The organism is Pseudomonas sp. E141 (assembly GCF_052659885.1).
Window position 1 is genome coordinate 3507223 of record NZ_CP084024.1, and the last position, 19264, is coordinate 3526486.

Annotated in this window: 21 protein-coding genes; 7 read left to right on the forward strand and 14 right to left on the reverse strand. The window is 60.9% G+C overall.

Annotation, left to right across the window (positions count from 1 at the left end; genetic code table 11):
• Positions 1–14 precede the first annotated feature (14 nt).
• Positions 15–980: a substrate-binding periplasmic protein gene (locus GKKCFE_RS15570; protein ID WP_188251041.1), complete on the reverse strand. Its 966-nt coding sequence runs from the start codon at positions 978–980 to the stop codon at positions 15–17.
• A 294-nt stretch (positions 981–1274) separates the two neighbouring features.
• Here GKKCFE_RS15570 and GKKCFE_RS15575 point away from each other — a divergent pair, with 294 nt between their 5' ends.
• Positions 1275–2693, forward strand: a complete 1419-nt coding sequence (locus GKKCFE_RS15575) for an aminotransferase-like domain-containing protein (RefSeq protein WP_188251040.1) — start codon at positions 1275–1277, stop codon at positions 2691–2693.
• 6 nt (positions 2694–2699) lie between these two features.
• Positions 2700–3944: an NAD(P)/FAD-dependent oxidoreductase gene (locus GKKCFE_RS15580; protein ID WP_445576795.1), complete on the forward strand. Its 1245-nt coding sequence runs from the start codon at positions 2700–2702 to the stop codon at positions 3942–3944.
• A 74-nt stretch (positions 3945–4018) separates the two neighbouring features.
• Here the strand turns inward: GKKCFE_RS15580 and GKKCFE_RS15585 are convergent, their stop codons facing one another.
• From GKKCFE_RS15585 to GKKCFE_RS15630, 10 genes are all read right to left on the reverse strand, one after another.
• Positions 4019–5425 (reverse strand): saccharopine dehydrogenase C-terminal domain-containing protein, encoded by a 1407-nt coding sequence (locus tag GKKCFE_RS15585; protein WP_445576796.1) that lies wholly within the window; start codon positions 5423–5425, stop codon positions 4019–4021.
• A 126-nt stretch (positions 5426–5551) separates the two neighbouring features.
• Complete coding sequence (locus GKKCFE_RS15590; RefSeq protein WP_047227789.1) at positions 5552–6352, reverse strand: DUF3618 domain-containing protein; 801 nt, start codon at positions 6350–6352, stop codon at positions 5552–5554.
• The gene (locus tag GKKCFE_RS15595) at positions 6349–6780 is read right to left on the reverse strand and encodes a phage holin family protein (RefSeq protein ID WP_047227788.1); all 432 of its coding nucleotides are present in this window, start codon (positions 6778–6780) and stop codon (positions 6349–6351) included. The genes GKKCFE_RS15590 and GKKCFE_RS15595 overlap by 4 nt, the downstream gene beginning before the upstream one ends.
• Entirely contained in the window at positions 6777–7433 is a 657-nt protein-coding gene (locus GKKCFE_RS15600; RefSeq protein ID WP_445576797.1) for a hypothetical protein, read from the reverse strand. The genes GKKCFE_RS15595 and GKKCFE_RS15600 overlap by 4 nt, the downstream gene beginning before the upstream one ends.
• Before the next feature lie 250 nt (positions 7434–7683).
• Positions 7684–8613 carry a ZIP family metal transporter gene (locus GKKCFE_RS15605; protein ID WP_047227786.1) on the reverse strand — a complete coding sequence of 310 codons (930 nt, stop codon included), beginning with the start codon at positions 8611–8613 and terminating at the stop codon, positions 7684–7686.
• A 107-nt stretch (positions 8614–8720) separates the two neighbouring features.
• Positions 8721–9602 (reverse strand): manganese catalase family protein, encoded by an 882-nt coding sequence (locus GKKCFE_RS15610; RefSeq protein WP_047227785.1) that lies wholly within the window; start codon positions 9600–9602, stop codon positions 8721–8723.
• A 330-nt stretch (positions 9603–9932) separates the two neighbouring features.
• Positions 9933–10247 (reverse strand): general stress protein, encoded by a 315-nt coding sequence (locus GKKCFE_RS15615; RefSeq protein WP_445576798.1) that lies wholly within the window; start codon positions 10245–10247, stop codon positions 9933–9935.
• Positions 10248–10538: 291 nt separating this feature from the next.
• The gene (locus GKKCFE_RS15620) at positions 10539–10733 is read right to left on the reverse strand and encodes a metallothionein (protein WP_316911940.1); all 195 of its coding nucleotides are present in this window, start codon (positions 10731–10733) and stop codon (positions 10539–10541) included.
• 41 nt (positions 10734–10774) lie between these two features.
• The gene (locus GKKCFE_RS15625; protein ID WP_047227782.1) at positions 10775–11038 is read right to left on the reverse strand and encodes a hypothetical protein; all 264 of its coding nucleotides are present in this window, start codon (positions 11036–11038) and stop codon (positions 10775–10777) included.
• A gap of 61 nt (positions 11039–11099) precedes the next feature.
• Positions 11100–11609: a ferritin-like domain-containing protein gene (locus GKKCFE_RS15630; protein ID WP_139049636.1), complete on the reverse strand. Its 510-nt coding sequence runs from the start codon at positions 11607–11609 to the stop codon at positions 11100–11102.
• A 192-nt stretch (positions 11610–11801) separates the two neighbouring features.
• On the opposite strand from GKKCFE_RS15630, the gene GKKCFE_RS15635 reads away from it, so the two are divergent.
• Complete coding sequence (locus tag GKKCFE_RS15635; protein WP_445576799.1) at positions 11802–12641, forward strand: NAD-dependent protein deacetylase; 840 nt, start codon at positions 11802–11804, stop codon at positions 12639–12641.
• 120 nt (positions 12642–12761) lie between these two features.
• Here GKKCFE_RS15635 and GKKCFE_RS15640 read toward each other — a convergent pair whose 3' ends face one another.
• Positions 12762–13664 carry a LysR substrate-binding domain-containing protein gene (locus tag GKKCFE_RS15640; RefSeq protein WP_445576800.1) on the reverse strand — a complete coding sequence of 301 codons (903 nt, stop codon included), beginning with the start codon at positions 13662–13664 and terminating at the stop codon, positions 12762–12764.
• A 167-nt stretch (positions 13665–13831) separates the two neighbouring features.
• On the opposite strand from GKKCFE_RS15640, the gene GKKCFE_RS15645 reads away from it, so the two are divergent.
• Genes GKKCFE_RS15645 through GKKCFE_RS15655 form a run of 3 tightly spaced genes read left to right on the forward strand, consistent with a single transcriptional unit; the run spans position 13832 to position 16424 of the window.
• Positions 13832–14530, forward strand: coding sequence for a CoA transferase subunit A (locus GKKCFE_RS15645; protein ID WP_047227779.1), 699 nt, complete (start codon positions 13832–13834; stop codon positions 14528–14530).
• A gap of 35 nt (positions 14531–14565) precedes the next feature.
• Entirely contained in the window at positions 14566–15231 is a 666-nt protein-coding gene (locus GKKCFE_RS15650; protein WP_003180355.1) for a CoA transferase subunit B, read from the forward strand.
• A gap of 11 nt (positions 15232–15242) precedes the next feature.
• Entirely contained in the window at positions 15243–16424 is a 1182-nt protein-coding gene (locus tag GKKCFE_RS15655) for an acetyl-CoA C-acetyltransferase (RefSeq protein ID WP_173406782.1), read from the forward strand.
• Positions 16425–16808: 384 nt separating this feature from the next.
• Here the strand turns inward: GKKCFE_RS15655 and GKKCFE_RS15660 are convergent, their stop codons facing one another.
• On the reverse strand, positions 16809–17522 hold the full coding sequence (locus GKKCFE_RS15660) for a FadR/GntR family transcriptional regulator (RefSeq protein ID WP_188251033.1): 714 nt from the start codon (positions 17520–17522) through the stop codon (positions 16809–16811).
• An 84-nt stretch (positions 17523–17606) separates the two neighbouring features.
• Complete coding sequence (locus GKKCFE_RS15665) at positions 17607–17780, reverse strand: hypothetical protein (RefSeq protein ID WP_445576801.1); 174 nt, start codon at positions 17778–17780, stop codon at positions 17607–17609.
• A gap of 45 nt (positions 17781–17825) precedes the next feature.
• On the opposite strand from GKKCFE_RS15665, the gene gudD reads away from it, so the two are divergent.
• A complete protein-coding gene (gene gudD / locus GKKCFE_RS15670; protein WP_139049631.1) occupies positions 17826–19169 on the forward strand; it encodes a glucarate dehydratase in 1344 nt (447 codons plus the stop codon).
• Positions 19170–19264: the final 95 nt, after the last annotated feature.

The window sequence follows — 19264 nt, forward strand, 5'->3', positions numbered from 1 at the left end:
GCCGCCAAGGTGTATCAGGCAAAAACCTGGCTGAAATCCCGGGGCGTGTGCTTGAACGGGCCGATGAGGTTGCCCTGTTCGTCGCGGTCCACGCCGACGCGCTGGTCCTTGGGCAGCGGCACCAGATAGTCGGGATTCTTGATGCCATACCGGGCCAGGACCGGGCCGATCTGACCGGTGTCGCGCAACCAGCGCAGCCCTTGGTTCACGCCATCGAACAGGTCCTGATTCTGCGGATGAATACCCCAGATCGCCTCGAACTTGGCGGTCAGGCTGGGGAATTTTTCATCGTAGGCCATGGGCACTTGCTTGAGCTTGAGGCTGGGGTCCTGCAGGATCATGTAGTCGATGGTGGGGGCGTCGAGCACGGCAAAATCCAGCCGTCCGGCGCGCACGTCGCGCAGGCAGGCGTCGGTGTTGTCGTAGAGCTTCACCTCTTTCACGCCATCGATTCGCTTCATATCGGGGATGGTGAAATAACCGGTGTTGCTGCCCACCGTGCGGCCCTTCATGTCATTGACACTGATGCTGCTCTGGAACGGCTCGCTGTCACGCATGATCACGTACGCGCCGGTGTAGAACACCGCGTCGGTGAGCAGCAGGATCTTGGAACGCATCGGGTTCCAGGCGAAGTTGCCGCCGAACCAGTCGGCGCGCCCCGAACGCACGGCTTCGATCACTGCCGGGAAGCCCATGGTGAGCACGTCGAGCTTGAGCTCAAGACGGTCGGCGATGATCTTCAGCAACTCCAGGTCAGTGCCCACCGGCACACCGTCGCGCAGAGCCCCCAAGGGCATGTCCCCCAGGCAGGCGGCGGTCAGGTAGCCGGGGCGAATGGTCTTGATCGGTTGCCCGGCCGCGAAGGCGAACGGCACCGGCCCCAGGGCCGAACCGGCAATGGCGGCGAGTGAACCGTAGCCAGCGACTTTGAGCACCGAACGCCGGGAAATACCAGGGACATCGAATTTGGAATCGGACATAGCTTCACCTATTGGCAACTGATTGTTTTTGACCGGTACAAGCCATACACACTCAACCACGACCTTGCTCTGTCCCTGAGCCCCTCCCTGCCTCGACGTCCATGCAGCGCTGGTGCAGATCAACGGTTTGAAGAATGGATCATCCACTTGTCATGCTTAGGTGCATTACAAGCATTACAATTCACACACTAATCACGCTATTTTGGCTTGTCAATGGCCTTTTTATCGGATAAAAAGCATGACAAGTCAGCTTTAAGGCGCACAAAAAAGCATGACAACCAGGATTAAGGGCCCATGAGTCAATTTGAAAAACTGCTGAAGGAACTGAAAAACCACGCCAGCCTGCATCGGGAAAAGTCCGAGACGCTGTACGCGCAGCTGGCCGACTCGCTGACCCATGCAATCCTTCACGGTCAGTTGAAACCAGGTGATCGGCTGCCACCCCATCGTGAATTCGCCAGCGCCTTGGGGGTGAACATCACCACGGTGACCCGAGCCATGGCGGTGCTGCAGCAAAAGGGCCTGGTGGAAAGCCGGCCCGGCCGCGGCACGCAAGTGGCGCAAGGCCGTCATCCGGCGGCGCAGTTCCAGTCCGCTCCCAGCAACGACCCCGGCACCGCCGACTTGAGCGTCAACCGCCCTGCCACGGACGGCTACAACCGGGTACTCTCCCAGTTGTTGCCGCGCCTGGCCGACGACCCGCGCTTTGTCGACATGAAGGATTACCATCCCAGCGAGGGACCGCTCTGGGCCCGGCAGGCCATTGCGCAATGGTTGCAGCACACCGGCGTCCAGGCCCAGGCTGAACACATACTGATCGCCGAGGGCGCGCAACACGGCATTGCCCACACCCTGCGCAGCCTCACCAGCAGTGGCGACACGGTGCTAGCCGACAACATCACCTACCAGGGCATCAACGGGTTGTGCCGTACCCTCGGCCTGAATCTATTGGGGGTCGATGCCGATGCGCGAGGCATGTGTCCCGAAGCCTTGCGCCAAGCCTGCGCCGAGCATCAGCCGCGGTTGCTGTTTCTGATACCGTCGATTCACAACCCCACGGCAATCACCCTCGACGCCGAGCGTCGCGAAGCCCTGGCGGCCGTCATCCGCCAGACCGATGTGCTGGTGATCGAGGATGATGTCTACAGGCCGTTGCTGGAGCAGTCGCCCCTGCCCTTCGCTGCCTTGCTGCCCGAACAAACGATTTATATCAGCGCCTTGTCCAAATGCATCGCCCCCGGCTTGCGCATGGGCTTTGTCATGGCCCCGCCTGCGCTGCTGCAAGGCATCGCGGCCATGCAACGCATCGACTGCTGGAGCAACTCGCCGCTGACCGCGCTGATCGCCACACGACTGATCGAGGAAGGCCTGGCCGAGCAACTGGTCTCGGAACAGCGCGAAGAACTGCGCATTCGCCAAGCCTTGCTGGCCACGCATCTGCAAGGCCTGGCGTTTCAGCACAGCGCCACCGGCACCCACGCCTGGCTGCTGCTGCCCGAACCCTGGAACAGCTCACGCTTCGCCCGCCTCTGCCAGGAGCAGGGCGTGGTGCTGCTGCCGGGCGGGGCATTTACCCTCAGCCCGGAACTGTCACCACAAGCGGTGCGCATCAACATCTCGGCGGCATTGTCCCGTGAGCAACTGGTCAAGGCCCTGACCGTGATCAGCCAATTGGCGCGCCAGGGTCACCTTCACATGCACAACCGGATCTGAGCCGTGATGACACAGCCCATTCATTGCGAAATCGCCGTTATCGGTGCCGGTGTGGTTGGCGTGGCCACGGCGCTCTGGTTACGCCGCCAGGGTTATCGAGTGGTGGTGCTGGAGCGCGACGGCATTGCCGCCGGCGCTTCGTATGGCAACGCCGGGACGTTGGCGCCGTACGGGGTGATGCCAATCGCCCAGCCTGCGTTGCTGCGAGCCATTCCATCCCTGCTGTTTTCCAGTGATTCGCCTTTCGTGATCAACTGGGCCCGACTGCCACGTCTGATGCCGTGGCTGCTGCGCTTTCTCAATGAATGTCGGGCCTCGCGCTGCACCGCAAACACCCAGGCGCTGGCGACGATCCTGCAACGTACTTACAGCGGGTATGAGCCATTGCTGGCTGACACGCCGCTCGCCAGGCAAGGCTTGCAGCACCGGGGCTGCCTGTATACCTACGGCACCCGTCAAGGGTTCGCAGCCGCGCAAGCTGCCATCGAACTGCGGCGTTCGCTGGGCATTGCCCAGCAGGTGTTGAGCGTCGCTGAAGTCGAACAACTCGAACCGGCGCTGGCGGGCCAGTCAGTGGCCGGGCTCCTGTTTCCCGAATCATCCCACATGGACGATCCGAAGCGGTTTATCGAAACCCTGGCAGCGCCGCTGGTGGCCGAGGGAGCGCTGCGCAAGGCGACGATTACCGGAATAAAACGCAAAGCCAACGGGCTTCATCTGCACAGCGCCGAGGGCCAGCACTACCAGGCCGACCGGGTGGTACTGTGCGCTGGGGCCTGGTCCGGTGCACTGGCGGCACAGATGGGCGATCGCATACCACTGGACACCGAACGGGGCTATCACATCGAATTCGATCTACCAGACACCCTGCTCAATCGCCCTTGCTGCCCGGTGGAAAGTGCTTTCTACATGACGCCCATGGCCGGACGCCTGCGCGTAGCCGGCACGGTGGAACTGGGTTCGATCCATGATCCGGCCAATCCTCGCCGCTTCGATTATCTGGAGCAGCATGTGCGCCGCGTGCTTGGCCTGAAGGAACCGTTTGCCCGCCGCTGGCTGGGTTTTCGTCCATCGCTACCCGACTCGCTGCCAGTCATCGGTCCCTCACCACACGAGCCACGACTGATCTACGCCTTCGGCCATCAACACCTGGGCCTGACCCTTGCCGGAGCGACCGGACAACTGGTCACCGAGTGCATCGCCGGCACCGCCCCCGACTGGCTCGAGCGGTTTTCCGTGCAACGCTTCTGAAGCCTGCCGTTTTGTGTAGCGAGGACGATGCCGATTTTGTGCTTAGGCGGCTGCGTTCGCGGTTGGCGTCTCGCTCAAAACCGCGTGAAATGCTCGAACTGCCAATCATCCGCCGCCCCGTCCAGGGAACACGTGTGCACCGCGCCGGTCGGCCTCCAGTCGGTCTGCTTGCCCACCAAGGTGCCGAGGTAAGGCCTGGCCACTTCCAGCACACGTTCGTAGTCCATGTGCTCTGGCTCGACGACGCCGCGATCCGGGTTTTCCACCGCCCAGACAATCCCCGACAAAACCCCCGCCGCCACTTGCAAACTGGTGGCATTGTTGAAGGGCAAGAGCGCCCGGGCTTCATCGATGGTCAATACCGAGCCGAACCAGTAGGCATTGAGTTCATGCCCCATCAGCAAGACGCCCAGCGCATCGGCTCCGATGCTGTCGATTTCACCGTTGAGAATCCGTTGCTGATGCTGGCTCTGCCAGCCTCGACCGATCAACTCATGGATCGACAGCAAGGCATCGTTGCACGGGTGATAGGCGTAATGCAGTGTGGGGCGATAGATCAGTTTCTGCTGGTCCTTGAGTGTTAGCAGATCTGCTGTAGAGGCGGTTTCGTGATGGGTGATCATCAGCCCCAGGCACGGCCCGCCCAACGGTGTCCAGGTCTTGACCGGCACAGTGGCGCTCGGGCGCTCGAGGTAGATGGCATTGCGACTGCCGAAGCGGTGGCGCCTGGCAGACGTTGGCCAGGTGCGCTCGTGGGTGCCCCAGCCCAACTCGGCCGGTTGGTGGCCCTCGCTGATCAAGCCTTCCACCGACCACGTATTGACGAACTCATCGTCCTGCTTGAGGCGGCTGGAGCGCTGAGTGTCGCGCTCGGCAAAATGAATCACCTTGATGCCTGTCTCCATGCACAGCCTGGCCCAGTCCACGCCTTCGCGGTTCTGTGGCAAGCGATGGTTCAATTGCACGGCCAGTTCCACCAGGCCAGCCTTGAGCAGATGAGTGATCAAACCGGGGTTGGCGCCATGGGCCACGACGGCGGTCGGGCCATGGCCCAGTTTTTTGCGCAGGCCCAGCATCTGGTAGCGCAACGCGTAATTGGTGCGATGCGATAAATCCAATGAAGGGTCATCGTAGCCACCGGCCCAAGGCTCAATGCAGGTATCCAGGTACAGCGCGCCCTTGCCGAAGGCATAAATCATCAGGGCCAGCGAACTGACTTCCACCGACAGGTTGACGATGAAGTCGCCGGGTTTGATGAAGCGGTCCAGAGTCTGCGTGAAGGTGTGTTCAGTCAGCGCTTTGCGGACAAAGCAAATGCCCCGCTCCTTGAACCAGATATTTTTCTCGATCACGGGCGCAATGACCGTGATCTGATTGACCGGGACGTGATCCTGCCGCAACAGCAGCGGCAGCGTGGCCCGGGTAATGGAGCCAAATCCGATGAAGATCAGATGGCCCGAAAACCTGACCCGGTGCTTCATGTGCAGTCTCCCCGGAACGTTGACGATGGAGCCATGAAATACCGGTCACCGGACTTTGGCTACTGTCAGGCTCGACAGGCACCCGGCGCAGGCGTTGCCGGCCCTGCGCCGTGGACCGCGTTCAACTTAAGACGTGCCCAGCCCCTCAGACAGGTCCGTACCGGAACGCGCCTGAGCACGCGGTGAAGTTTCGTCACGATGCTCGGTGGTCTTGCTCACGCTATCGCGCACCGTTGCATACCCCTCGCGTGCCGCTTGCCTGGCCTTGTCGGCCAGATCGGCGCTGGTCTTGCCCATCACCCGCTGCTCAGTGGCAGTACTGGGCAGTGCGGCGCCGAGCATGGCGCCCAGCGCGATTCCCGCGGCCGCCATCATCAACGGTTGCTCCTTGAGCAGACGGCTGAATTGATCACCCAGGTCCTGCGAGCCATGGGCCACGCGCTCACCCGTCTCGTGAGCTTTGCTCCGGGCATGGCTGGCGCTGGCGCCCAAACCGTCGGCCAAATGCGAAGCCTTGTCCTTGAGATGATGAAACCCGTCGCGCAACGAATCGGTGGTGCTGTGCAGATGCTCCTTGGCACTGTCCAGGCCACCGGCAAGCCCTTCGCTCCAGCCGCTGGCATCCTGGTCCGGCCCGACGCGATAACCGACCCGTGGCGGACGATTCTGACCCAGCATCAGCCAGCACAGCCCCACGGTGGTCAGCACGGTGGGTACCGGGTTGTTGCGCACGGTGGTACCCAGGTTGCCAAAAAACTGCGACCCGTTGCCTTTGGCCAGGGTCAGCGCCTGGTCGAGCATCTGCCCCGGCGTGAACTTGCTGCCCAGGGCGTCGACGATATGGCTGATGTGGGCCCGTTGCTCGTCGATCTCGCGCTCGATGGTTTCCGGGCTCTTCTGGGATTCGGTTTTGAATTCATCCTTCATGAGACTTTCCTCCGCAGGGCTTCCTGGTCTTTGTTCAACGCATCGAGCGTTCGCTCAGGCTTGAAGTGGGACGGTTCGAATTGCTTCTTGCCCGACTGCACCATAATGAAACCAATGATCATGACCACTGCGCCGACGATCAACGCCGCGAGCCAGGGCTGCATGATAGTGCTCAAGCCGTAGACCACCGCCATCAGCAGGATGATAAAACCGGCCAGCAGCACCATCGCGCCACCGGCCACCCCGGCGATACCCGCTTTCAAAGTGTTCAGGCTCGCTTGGAATTCGGCCTTGGCCAGTGCCAGCTCCTTGGTAAAAAGCGAGGGGACTTCGTGGGTCAATTGCTTTAACAGCCCCATCACCGACGCATCGTGATCGGGCACCGACGTCCCGACGGGACGCTGAATATCTGGGTCTGGTCGGTTCATTGCAATTCTCCTCGGGTATTGGCCGAACCGGGCAACGAGCCGGTAGTGGCATCACTGGGCTGGTCCTGGGTGCCGGACGCAGCGGGAGTGCTGGCGGTGGCGTGGCCGCCGGCAGAATTGACGCCCGGTGCGATAGGATCCGGGTTCGGATCAAAGGGTCCACGGGCGGCAAATCCTCCGCTTGGCGGGCTTGAGTGGCCGGCGGCGGGATCGACTACTTCGGCCGGGACAGGCGAGCTGCCGGCCTTCAGAAACCGCGACAGGCCAAACCCCACCGCTACGCTGCCGACCAGGAACAGACCCGGGTTTTCCCGAGCCAGTCGAGAACCATCGTGCAGCAATTGCTCGGCGCTCATGTGGCGTAATTTGCTGGACAGGCCGCTCATCGAATCGGCCATGTCTGCCAGATAGTGGGACAGGCCCAGGGTGTCGTTGGCTTCGATTTCCGACACGGCTGACTTGGCACCACGCGCCAGTGCATCGATCTGATCCGCTGCCGTATCGCGGTATTGGCCGAAATGCGCATCGGCCTGCTCACGAGCGCTGCCTATGGCCTCGCTCACGTCGTCCTTGATGTGGTTCAGGTGATCCTCGGGTCGGGCCTGGCCCGACGTGCCGTTTTCTCGCTCTGGGTTGTTGTCCGGGATAGTCATGTCTGCCCATCGCCTCCGTGATGAATACTCGATACCGGGAAGCCCCGAGGGGTGCCCGACTACGTGCCTCTCAGTACAGATGACGGAGCAGGTTGAGGCGTAGTTCAAACGAGTTTCACTGCGGGACGCCGTGCGGTATCACAGGCCGCTGGTTTGTCTGCGGGCACAAAAAAAATCGGGCCCTGGCGCATTCGCCAGGCCCGATTTCGATCCTGCTGATACCCTTCGTGGTTCAGTGCTCGACGGCCTGCTAACCCAGTGCCGTGTCGAGGAACATCATCACCGCAAACCCCATCATCAACCCCAGCGTGGCTGGCGTTTCGTGGCCGTTGCGGTGGGTTTCCGGAATCACTTCGTGGGACACCACGAAGATCATGGCCCCCGCCGCCAGCCCCAGGCTGATGGGATACGCCACGGCCACGCCCGAGGACATGCCCAACCCGATCACCGCACCCAGCGGCTCCATCAGCCCCGAGCCCACCGCGATCAGCGCGGCACGCAGCGCACTGATCCCGGTGACTCGCAGCGCCATGGCGATGGCAAGCCCTTCGGGGATGTCCTGGATCGCAATGGCAGTGGTCAGGGGCATGCCGACCCGCAGATCACCGTTAGCAAAACTGACGCCGATGGCCATGCCCTCGGGCAAATTGTGCAAGGTGATGGCGAGCACGAACAACCAGACACGGTTGATGCGTTCCGATTGCGGACCGCGCCGGCCACTCACTTCATGTTCGTGGGGCACGAAACGGTCAAGGCCGATCATCAGGAGCACGCCCAGACCCAGGCCGACCACAACGACAAACGCGGCGAGCAGTTGATTGCCCACGATACTTTGTGCCGCTTCGATACCTGGCAGGATCAGCGAAAACGAACTGGCAGCGAGCATCATGCCCGCGGCGAAACCGAGCATGATGTCCTGGGTCCGCGAGGAGATATCACGCAGCACCACCGCCATCAACGCGCCCAGCGCCGTGGCGGCGAAACCGGCAGTGCCGCCCAGAACGGCGTAGCCCAGGTTGTGCCGGTCGGCCCCCACCAATGCGTTGTAACCGCTGTAGAGCAACAACGCGGCGATCACCGCCAGCCCCAGCCAGAAGCTCACCCCCAGCAGCAGGTTGTTTTGCACAGGATCCAGCCAGGTACGCCAGGGCGATCGGATCCGGGAGGTGGGCTGGTCCATCGAATATCCTTACTGGTTTTGCGCCAGGTCATGTCTGATCGTCCCGCAACGAGGGTACGCTCAAACGCAATTTTCAGGCGAAGGAGCCAGGCCCCCTCGCCGGTTTTCTACAGTTTGTCACCTTGCATCCCTGAACCCAAGTCGGCACCTGTCATGGGGTCGCTTTCCGGGTTGGACATGGTCCGCGCCTTCATGTCCATCAGCAGCGCTTCGTCTTTCTTGCTCAGTTGCACACTTGCCAGACCATCGCCGCCATCCACCGCCGGCGTTGGGTTCTCGACGAATTCCCACTCATCGCCCTGGTTCCATGGGCCACGCACCGAAGGCTCGCCTTGGGACATGTTGAAGTACACGTTGGTGAACTCTGGCATGCCTGGCAGTTTACCTTGAGGGAAATTCGGCTGGATCGAGTGCAGGGCTTTTTCAAAGGACATCTGGTGCGCGATTTCACGGGTCATCAAAAAGCCCAGCGCTTCTTTTACCCCAGGATCATCGGTGAGATTCATCAGGCGCTCATAGATGATTTTCGCCCGTGCCTCGGCGGCGATGTTGGACCGCATGTCCGCTGTCGGCTCACCTATGGTGTCGACGTAAGCGGCTGTCCAAGGTACACCGGCCGAATTGGTCAGCGGGGAACCGGCGCCATAAAGCAGGCTGGTGATGTGAGAGTCGTTGCCGGCTCCGTTGATGTCCCGGTACAGCTGGCCTTCCTTTTCCACACCCTCGGCCATTCGGCCCTTGGCGCCTTTATTGAGCATCACAATGATCGAGCCGATCACCTCCAGATGACTGAGCTCTTCGGTGGCAATGTCCATCAACAGATCCTTGCGGCCGGGATCATCCTCGGACAGGGCCTGGGTGAAGTAGCGCGACGCCGCCGCCAACTCGCCCTGGGCACCGCCGAACTGTTCAAGCAACAGATTAGCCAGCCCTGGGTTAGGCTCGGCGACACGTACGGTGTACTGCAGTCTTTTGTTATGTAAGAACATGATGAAACTCCTCGTTCAGGACACAAGCCAAAGGGACACTGCCGGGGGCAGGCCCACAGAAAATCTGAAGAAGTTAAACAGTTAAAATTTATCTTTTATTTAATAAACGAGACGAACGGTAATCGGTAAGGCGCACTTGCAGAAATGCCAGGTAACTGAACAACTTACACTCCCTCTCGCTTGAAGACATTCCTTGCCGCGATCCCGTTGTATATAAATCCGACAGGCCCCATGCGATTAACACAGGGCCCGTAACGTCATTGGGTATTCAGAGTTGCGCCCATCATCCTCGCTGTTTCCAGGGCCTTTTTGACTTATTTCGGAAACTGACTATCGGTCGCTGGCAACGTTGTCGCCGGATGCCTGACCGCCCTTTCGACCGGCCTCGGAGGCCCGCTCAGGGTCTTTGGCAAAATTGCCACCCGAGGCCTGGCCACCTTTTCGGCCGGCGGCGGCTGCTCGTTCCGGGTCATTGGCAAAATTGCCGCCCGAAGCTTGCCCCCCCTTGCGCCCGGCCTCGGATGCGCGCTGCGGATCATTCGCGAAGTTACCACCTGACACGTGGCCGCCCTTCTTCCCGGCTTGCGATGCCTTTTCACGATCGTTAGCGAAATTGCCAGGATTCTTATTTCCTGTATTAGCCATTTCATTCACCTCGTTAGTTGATGTTGCGAACCTGCTGACTCCTAACAATCTGAAAGTCTGGCGCCGACAAGGTTTTAAACACATCTTGAAAACAGCGACGAACGGCTCATGCAATCCCACACTCTCACTGCGGCGTCGAGTTACAACGGCCTTTCAAACAAATGACGCCCAATAATGAATTCAACTACTCAACTTGAGCGATGCCCATCGTTAGCGGGCCGCAATCTCGGTTTATATTCAGGATGAAATGGGATCGCTGGTCGTAAACGTTTCCTCCAACGCGTCATCCCGTTAATTGCCATTCCCATCTGGCCCGCCGATCTTGCCGCTGCGTTCGCAATGGCAATCCGGTGCCGGACAAGGTTCACCGTTTGGATGTTGGTCGGCGCAGGCTTGACTGCAATAGGCCTCGCCATCGCGATTGAACACCTGTTGCGGGTCCACATCGCATTGGCAATCGGGGCAACCGCACTTTAACTCGCTCATGTTCGTTCTCCTGGGTTCCGGTTTTAAAGCTGTCGTCAGGATCACACCAGCAATTGAACCTCAAGGTTCGCCGCCGCAACGCCATGGTTCGCCACATAGACCTCGGCGGTCCAGCCTTTGGTCAGGTTGCGATAAGACTGGGTGCCCAAGGCCTTGCCACTGTCCCACTCCATGACGTCACCAATATCGATGTCGTTGGCGGAATCGAGCTCAAGGACTGTGTGGTTGTCTTCTTCCTCGACGTACACACCGACCATTGCTCTCTGTCGATTGATGGCCCGTACTTCACCGGTGGTCTGTTTCATACGCCTCCTCTCTCGGCGCGTTAAAAGCGACCGACACACCTCGCCGGCCGCTTTCTCACGCTCAGCGTTTGGCTTCGGTGTGCGGGTTGGCCGAACGCTCCAGAAACGCTTGGGTGATCTGCGGCAGGTGCTCGCGCAGCCATTCGGCCATGGCGACTTCCTGCGGCAGGATCTGTTCGCAAGCCCTCTGTGTTTCCATATCGCCGGCCACTTTTGCTGCTTCAATGAGTACCGTGTAGGAGGCGATTTCAAGGTTCTCGAACACGTAGCCGCTCATGGCCCCTTTCACCACTTCATCGCTCATCGTCATACCGCCCACCGCCTGACCGAAGGCCATGAGTTTGCCGGCCATGTCCTTGAGCATCGAAGTGCTGCCACCCAGGCGCTGGATGCATTGTTCCACCAGTTTTTGTTGCCCGAGGGTCTCCTGCAGGTGCTCCTCAATCCGGGCCTTGAGCTGCGGATAGTGTTCCAGGCGCTCGGCCTGGGCCTTGAGCATTTTTTCCGCCTGCTGTTCCATGGCATGGGCGTCGTTGAGCCAATCCAACAGGTTCTCTTTAGGCGTAGCCATTTGCTTCTCCTTAGCCAGGGTCGTCACTGCCTTGGAGCGCGACAGTTTTGAAGTGCCGTCAAGAGGTGGATGTCGCGCAACCGGGGAAAGTTTGAAGAAACAACAACGCAGTGCGACGAAAGGCATTCCCACCGCCCTCTCGACGAACCACGGTGCTAACCTCAACGACTCCAGGCCAGCGGAGCGACCTCTATGCCCGACGACTTTCACCGTCAACCGATCGATCAATTGCTGGAGCATATGGCCGGGCGCCGTTTTCTGGTGCTCACCGGTGCCGGCATCAGCACCCCGTCGGGCATTCCCGACTACCGGGACAGCGAGGGTGTGCGACGGGGTCGGCAACCCATGATGTACCAGGAGTTTCTCGCCAAACCCGAAGCACGGCGGCGCTACTGGGCGCGGGCGATGCTGGGCTGGCCGCGGGTCCGTCAGGCCCGGCCGAACGTGGCCCACGAGGCGTTGGCGATGTTGCAGGCGCACCAACGCATCAGCGGCCTGATCACCCAGAATGTCGACACCCTGCATGACCAGGCTGGCAGCCACGACGTGATCGAACTTCACGGAAGCCTGCATCGGGTGGTGTGCCTGGATTGCGAGCAGCACAGCGAGCGCCAGCAGATCCAGCTATTGATGCAAGCGCAGAATCCTTACCTGGCCGGTGTCGACGCGGTTCAGGCGCCGGACGGCGATACCCTGCTGGATGCCGCGTTCGAGGCGCGCTTCCAGGTGCCCCGCTGCCCTCATTGCGACGGCGAGCGCTTGAAACCCGACGTGGTGTTTTTCGGCGAAAACGTCGCCGCCGTCACCGCCACTCGCGCCATGCAAGCCGTCGAACAGGCGGACGGCCTGCTGGTGGTGGGCTCGTCGCTGATGGCTTGGTCGGCGTTTCGCCTGTGCCGGGCGATCAAGGAACGGGGCAAGCCGCTGCTGGCGATCAACCGAGGCAAGACACGCGCCGATGAGTTGCTGGATCTCAAGTTTGAAGAGCCTTGTGAGCAACTGCTGCCGCTGCTGACTCAACGCCAGTTCTAACAGCACCGCAGCCCCCCTGTGGGAGCGAGCCTGCTCGCGATTGCGGCGGCACATCCAGCATAGAGGCTAGCTGAACCACCGCTATCGCGAGCAGGCTCGCTCCCACAAGTGAACCGTGGTTTACCGCGTGGTCAACTGCGCACCGATGTCCTGATCCCTGAGCGTATCGAACAACGCCTGCGCCGCCGCCGACAGTTCATGCCCCGGCTTGGTCAGCACACCGATGGCCCGTTCTATCACTGGATCGCTGAGGGTAATGCAGCGGGCGCCCAGCTCATGCATCTGCCCGACACACAGCGCCGGGACCGCACTCACCCCCAACCCGCTGGCGACCATCCGTCCAACTGTCGCCAACTGATGGCTCTCGAATTCCACCGGCAGTTTCATGCCTCGGCTTTGCAAATGCTCCTCCAGCATCACCCGCACGGTGGAGGGCCTTTGCAGCGTGATAAACGGCTGCTCCAGCAGCGTCTGCCACTGGATCTCACTGCGCTGCGCCAGTGGCGAGTCCAGCGGCACCACCGCGACGAAGCGGTCCAGATACAACGGGGTAAAGGCCAGCGACGAACTCTGCATCGGCTCGAACGCGACCCCCAGTTCAACGTGCCGATCACGAACCATTTCCAGCACCTGTTCGTTGATCACATCGTTGACCGTGACGTTGACATTCGGATAGCGGGCGCGGAAGGTCCTGAGGATCGGCGGCAGCAGGTTGCCGGCAAAGGACGGCATTGCCGCCAAGGTGACGCGGCCGCGTTGCAAGGTGAAGCGTTGGCGCATTTCATCCTCGGCGTTGTCCCAATCGGCAACCAGGCGCCGGGCCAGGGGCAACAGCGATTCGCCTTCTGGCGTCAGCGCCACGTTGCGGGTATTGCGACTGAACAGGCGCCCGCCCAAGCCTTCTTCCAAGGCCTTGATGGTCAAGCTCAGGGCCGACTGGGACAGGTGCAGCCGCTCGCAGGCCACGGCGAAGCTCAGGCTTTGGGCCACGGCGAGGAAAGCGCGAATTTGCTTGAGGGTCATGGGTCGCTGCGCTCCCGACGGCAAGCGGTCAGTTTCAAGCCGCAAGCGGATCGCGGCAATTATTGAGTTTTATCAATCAATCAAACCTAAAAATCAACTTAACAAATATATGACTTGGCGCAACACTGCATTTCATTGCGACCCCATCAAGAATAAAAGAGGTGTCTATGGCAGGTTTCGACAAACGTGTGAGTAGCTACGAAGAAGCGCTGGAAGGCTTGCAAGACGGCATGACGGTGATCGCCGGCGGCTTCGGCCTCTGCGGCATCCCGGAGAATCTGATCGCCGAGATCAAGCGCAAGGGCATCCGCGACCTCACCGTGGTTTCCAATAACTGCGGCGTCGACGGTTTCGGTCTGGGTGTATTGCTGGAAGATCGGCAGATCCGCAAGGTAGTCGCGTCTTACGTCGGCGAAAACGCTCTTTTCGAAAAGCAGCTGCTGAGCGGCGAAATCGAAGTCGTGCTCACCCCGCAAGGCACCCTCGCCGAAAAAATGCGCGCCGGCGGCGCGGGCATTCCGGCCTTCTTCACCGCCACCGGGGTCGGCACGCCAGTGGCCGAAGGCAAGGAAGTGCGTGAATTCCATGGCCGCCAGTACCTGATGGAAGAATCCATCACCGGCGACTTCGCCATCGTCAAAGGCTGGAAAGCCGACCATTTCGGCAACGTGGTCTATCGCCATACCGCCCAGAATTTCAACCCGTTGGCGGCCACAGCCGGCAAGATCACCGTGGTTGAAGTCGAAGAAATCGTCGAACCGGGCGAGCTGGACCCGACGCAGATCCATACCCCAGGCATCTACGTCGACCGGATCATTTGCGGCACGTTCGAAAAGCGCATCGAACAGCGCACCGTGCGTAAGTGATCCCCTGCCCCCGGCCCGAATGAAGGAATAACAACATGGCACTTTCCCGCGAACAAATGGCTCAACGCGTCGCCCGCGAAATGCAGGACGGCTACTACGTGAACCTGGGCATCGGCATTCCGACCCTGGTCGCCAACTACATCCCCGAAGGCATGGAAGTCATGCTGCAGTCGGAAAACGGCCTGCTCGGCATGGGCGCGTTCCCTACCGAAGCCGAGGTCGATGCCGACATGATCAACGCCGGCAAGCAGACCGTCACCGCACGCATCGGCGCCTCGATCTTCTCTTCGGCAGAATCCTTTGCCATGATCCGTGGCGGGCACATCGACCTGACCGTGCTGGGCGCCTTCGAGGTAGACGTGGAAGGTAACATTGCCTCGTGGATGATCCCTGGCAAGCTGGTCAAGGGCATGGGCGGCGCGATGGACCTGGTGGCCGGTGCCGAGAACATCATCGTCACCATGACTCACGCGTCCAAGGACGGTGAGTCGAAACTGCTGCCCCGGTGCAGCCTGCCGCTGACCGGTGCCGGTTGCATCAAGCGCGTGCTGACCGACCTGGCCTACCTGGAAATCCAGGACGGCGCCTTCATTCTCAAAGAACGTGCCCCAGGCGTCAGCGTCGAGGAAATCGTCGCCAAGACTGCCGGCAAACTGATCGTGCCGGACCACGTGCCTGAAATGCAGTTCGCTGCCCAGTGAGGAGAGATTCGATGCAAGAAGTCGTGATTGTCGCCGCCACCCGTACCGCCATTGGCAGTTTCCAGGGTTCGCTGGCCTCCATTCCCGCACCGCAACTCGGTGCCGCGGTGATTCGTCGGTTGCTGGAACAGACCGGTCTGTCCGGCGAGCAAGTCGATGAAGTGATTCTTGGCCAAGTGCTAACCGCTGGCAGCGGGCAGAACCCGGCGCGCCAGGCGTCGATCCTCGCCGGCCTACCCCACGCGGTGCCGGCGCTGACCCTGAACAAGGTCTGCGGCTCGGGGCTCAAGGCCTTGCACCTGGGTGCCCAGGCGATCCGCTGTGGCGATGCCGAGGTGATCATTGCCGGCGGCATGGAAAACATGAGCCTGGCTCCGTACGTACTGCCGGCTGCCCGCACTGGCCTGCGCATGGGCCATGCGCAGATGATCGATAGCATGATTACCGATGGTCTGTGGGATGCGTTCAACGATTACCACATGGGCATCACCGCCGAAAACCTGGTGGACAAGTACGAGATCAGCCGCGAGGAGCAGGACGCCTTTGCCGCCGCTTCCCAGCAGAAGGCCGTGGCGGCGATTGAAGGTGGCCGGTTTGCTGATGAGATCACGCCGATCCTGATTCCCCAGCGCAAAGGCGATCCTGTGGCCTTCGCCACCGACGAACAACCCCGGGCCGGCACCACCGCCGAATCCTTGGGCAAGCTCAAGCCGGCGTTCAAGAAGGACGGCAGCGTTACCGCCGGCAATGCCTCGTCGCTGAACGATGGCGCCGCCGCCGTGCTGCTGATGAGCGCGGAAAAAGCCAAGGCACTGGGCTTGCCGGTACTGGCGAAAATCAGCGCCTATGCCAATGCGGGGGTAGACCCGGCAATCATGGGCATCGGCCCGGTGTCGGCTACCCGCCGCTGCCTGGACAAGGCCGGCTGGTCTTTGGAGCAACTGGACCTGATCGAAGCCAACGAAGCCTTCGCCGCCCAGTCACTGGCCGTGGCCAGAGAGCTGAAATGGGACATGGAGAAGGTCAACGTCAATGGCGGTGCCATCGCCCTGGGCCACCCGATCGGTGCTTCGGGTTGCCGAGTGCTGGTGTCGCTGCTCCATGAAATGATCAAGCGCGACGCCAAGAAAGGCCTCGCCACGCTGTGCATCGGCGGCGGTCAAGGCGTGGCCTTGGCGCTGGAACGAGCGTAACCGGCAAAGAGCCCGACAGTGAATGCGCGGACCCACGAACATCCGCACATCCACTGGCAACACACCGGCGCAACCTGGGTTGCGCCGGTTTTTTTTGCCTGCTGGTTTTGAGCATGATCTGCCGGCCTCATCGCGAGCAGGCTCGCTCCCACAGGGATCTCGGGCGATTACAAGACTGGCGTCCACCACCGATCCACTGTGGGAGCGAGCCTGCTCGCGATGGCGATGTATCAGCCGACTCAATGTTGACTGTCACGACGCTATCGCGAGCAAGCCCGCTCCCACAGGGGGATTGGGTTTTAAGCACAAAATCGAAGAACACCACCGATCCACTGTGGGAGCGAGCTTGCTCGCGATGGCGGTGGGTCAGGCGACGATGAGCCTTCAGGCCCCCGCGCCAAACCGGTCGCGACTGTTGGTCAGGTGCAGCCACATGGCGGCGCGGGCGGCGTCCGGGTCCTGGCGTTTGATGGCATTGAAAATGGCCTCGTGCTCCAAATTAGCCAACTGCGCCAGTTTCCCTAGGTCCGCTTGACCCCGTTCGACCACGTTCACCCGGGTTCGGGGAATCATCGCACCGCCCAGGTGCTGCATGATTTCGACAAAACAGGTGTTGTCCGTGGCTTCAGCGATGAGCAAATGAAAGCGCCGGTCGGCGTCGACGCAACTGTCGTTATTGCTGAGCAACCGCTGGTAATCATCCAGGGCCTGGCGCATCTGCTGCAGTTGGCGTTCGTTGCGCCGTAAGGCCGCCAGGGCCGCTGCCTGAGTTTCCAGGCCCAGGCGCAGCTCCAGAATCCCCCGCACACCTGCGGCGGTGTCGACATTGAGCCTCAGGCCCGGCTCACCGGTCTGCTCCAGCACAAAGGTGCCGATGCCGTGGCGAGTTTCCACCAGCCCCGAGGCCTGCAGTTTGGATATCGCCTCGCGCACTACCGTGCGGCTGACACCATGGGCCTGCACAATGGCACCTTCCGACGGCAGTTTTTCCCCCGGTTTCAACTGCCCCAGCAAAATGCTCTGGCTCAGCTTCGCCACCAGGTCATGGGCCAGGTTGTGGGTGCGTTTGCGCGGCGTTGCCTCGATGTCTGGGTGCATGGGCCGTGGGTCCTCGAAACGGAGCAGGCGGGTCGTGAGGTAAAAACTCCACGCCCCTTAGCTTGTATGACAAGTGCAATCATCTCAGTCATCGAACGGTTCCGCCAGCGCTAAACTGATCTTCCCCATGTTTCTTTTCCTTGCTAAAAAATCCAGCAAATAAAGGTGTTTCCGAGTTTTTAAGGCAAACCATCCAAAAAAACCGACCAGCCTCCCTTGTAAGATAAAAAAATCAAGTTGTATGATGTCTATCAACATCGCCCTCCTGCGATGCCCCGCATAAAAACAACGAGTGGGAAAAACATGCAGACCCAAGAAGCCACCAAAGCCCCCATCATCACCAGCATGCAGGTCGTGCCGGTGGCCGGTCATGACGGCATGCTGCTGAATCTCAGTGGCGCCCATGGCCCGTTCTTTACCCGCAACATCGTCATTCTCAAAGACAACGCCGGCCACACCGGCGTGGGCGAAGTGCCCGGCGGCGAGCGCATTCGCCAGACCCTCGAAGACGCCCGCTCGCTGGTGGTCGGCAGCCCCATCGGCACCTATCAGAAGATTCTCAACACCGTACGCCAAGCCTTCGCCGACCGGGATGCCGGTGGTCGTGGCTTGCAGACGTTCGACCTGCGCATCACCATTCACGCGGTCACCGGCCTGGAAGCGGCGTTGCTGGACCTGCTGGGCCAGCACCTGGATGTACCGGTAGCCGCCCTGCTCGGCGAAGGCCAGCAGCGTGATGAAGTGAAAATGCTCGGTTATCTGTTTTATGTGGGTGATCGCCAGCAAACTGACCTGCCCTACCGCAGCGAGCCGGACGCCGACAACGACTGGTTCCGCGTACGCCACGAAAAAGCCCTGGACGCCGACGCCGTGGTGCGCCTGGCCGAAGCCGCTCATTCGCGTTACGGCTTCCAGGACTTCAAGCTCAAGGGCGGCGTGCTCAAGGGCGACGAAGAAATCGAAGCCGTCACCGCCCTGGCCGAACGCTTCCCTCAGGCACGTATCACCCTGGACCCGAACGGCGCCTGGTCACTCAAGGAGGCCATCCGCCTCTGCCGGGACCAGCACAAGGTCCTGGCATACGCCGAAGATCCTTGTGGTGCCGAGAACGGTTATTCGGGCCGTGAGGTGATGGCCGAGTTCCGCCGCGCCACCGGTCTTAAAACCGCCACTAACATGATCGCCACCGATTGGCGCGAAATGGGCCATGCCATCACCTTGCAGTCGGTGGACATTCCCCTGGCCGACCCACACTTCTGGACCATGCAAGGTTCGGTTCGAGTGGCGCAGATGTGCAACGAATGGGGTCTGACCTGGGGCTCGCACTCCAACAACCACTTCGACATTTCCCTGGCGATGTTCACCCACGTAGCGGCGGCCGCACCGGGTGACATCACGGCGATCGACACGCACTGGATCTGGCAGGATGGCCAGCGGCTGACCAAGGCTCCGTTGCAGATCCAGGGTGGCTGCGTACAGGTGCCAAAAAAACCGGGACTGGGGATCGAGCTGGACACCGACCAATTGGCCAAGGCTCATGAACTGTACAAAGGGATGGGGCTTGGCGCACGTAATGATGCGGTCGCAATGCAGTATCTGATTCCGGGCTGGACGTTCAACAACAAGCAGCCGTGCCTGGTGCGCTGAACGAACCTTCTGGCCGAGCACCTATCCAGGTGGGAGCGAGCCTGCTCGCGATGAAGGCGGCACATCCAACATCGCAACCGCATCGCGAGCAGGCT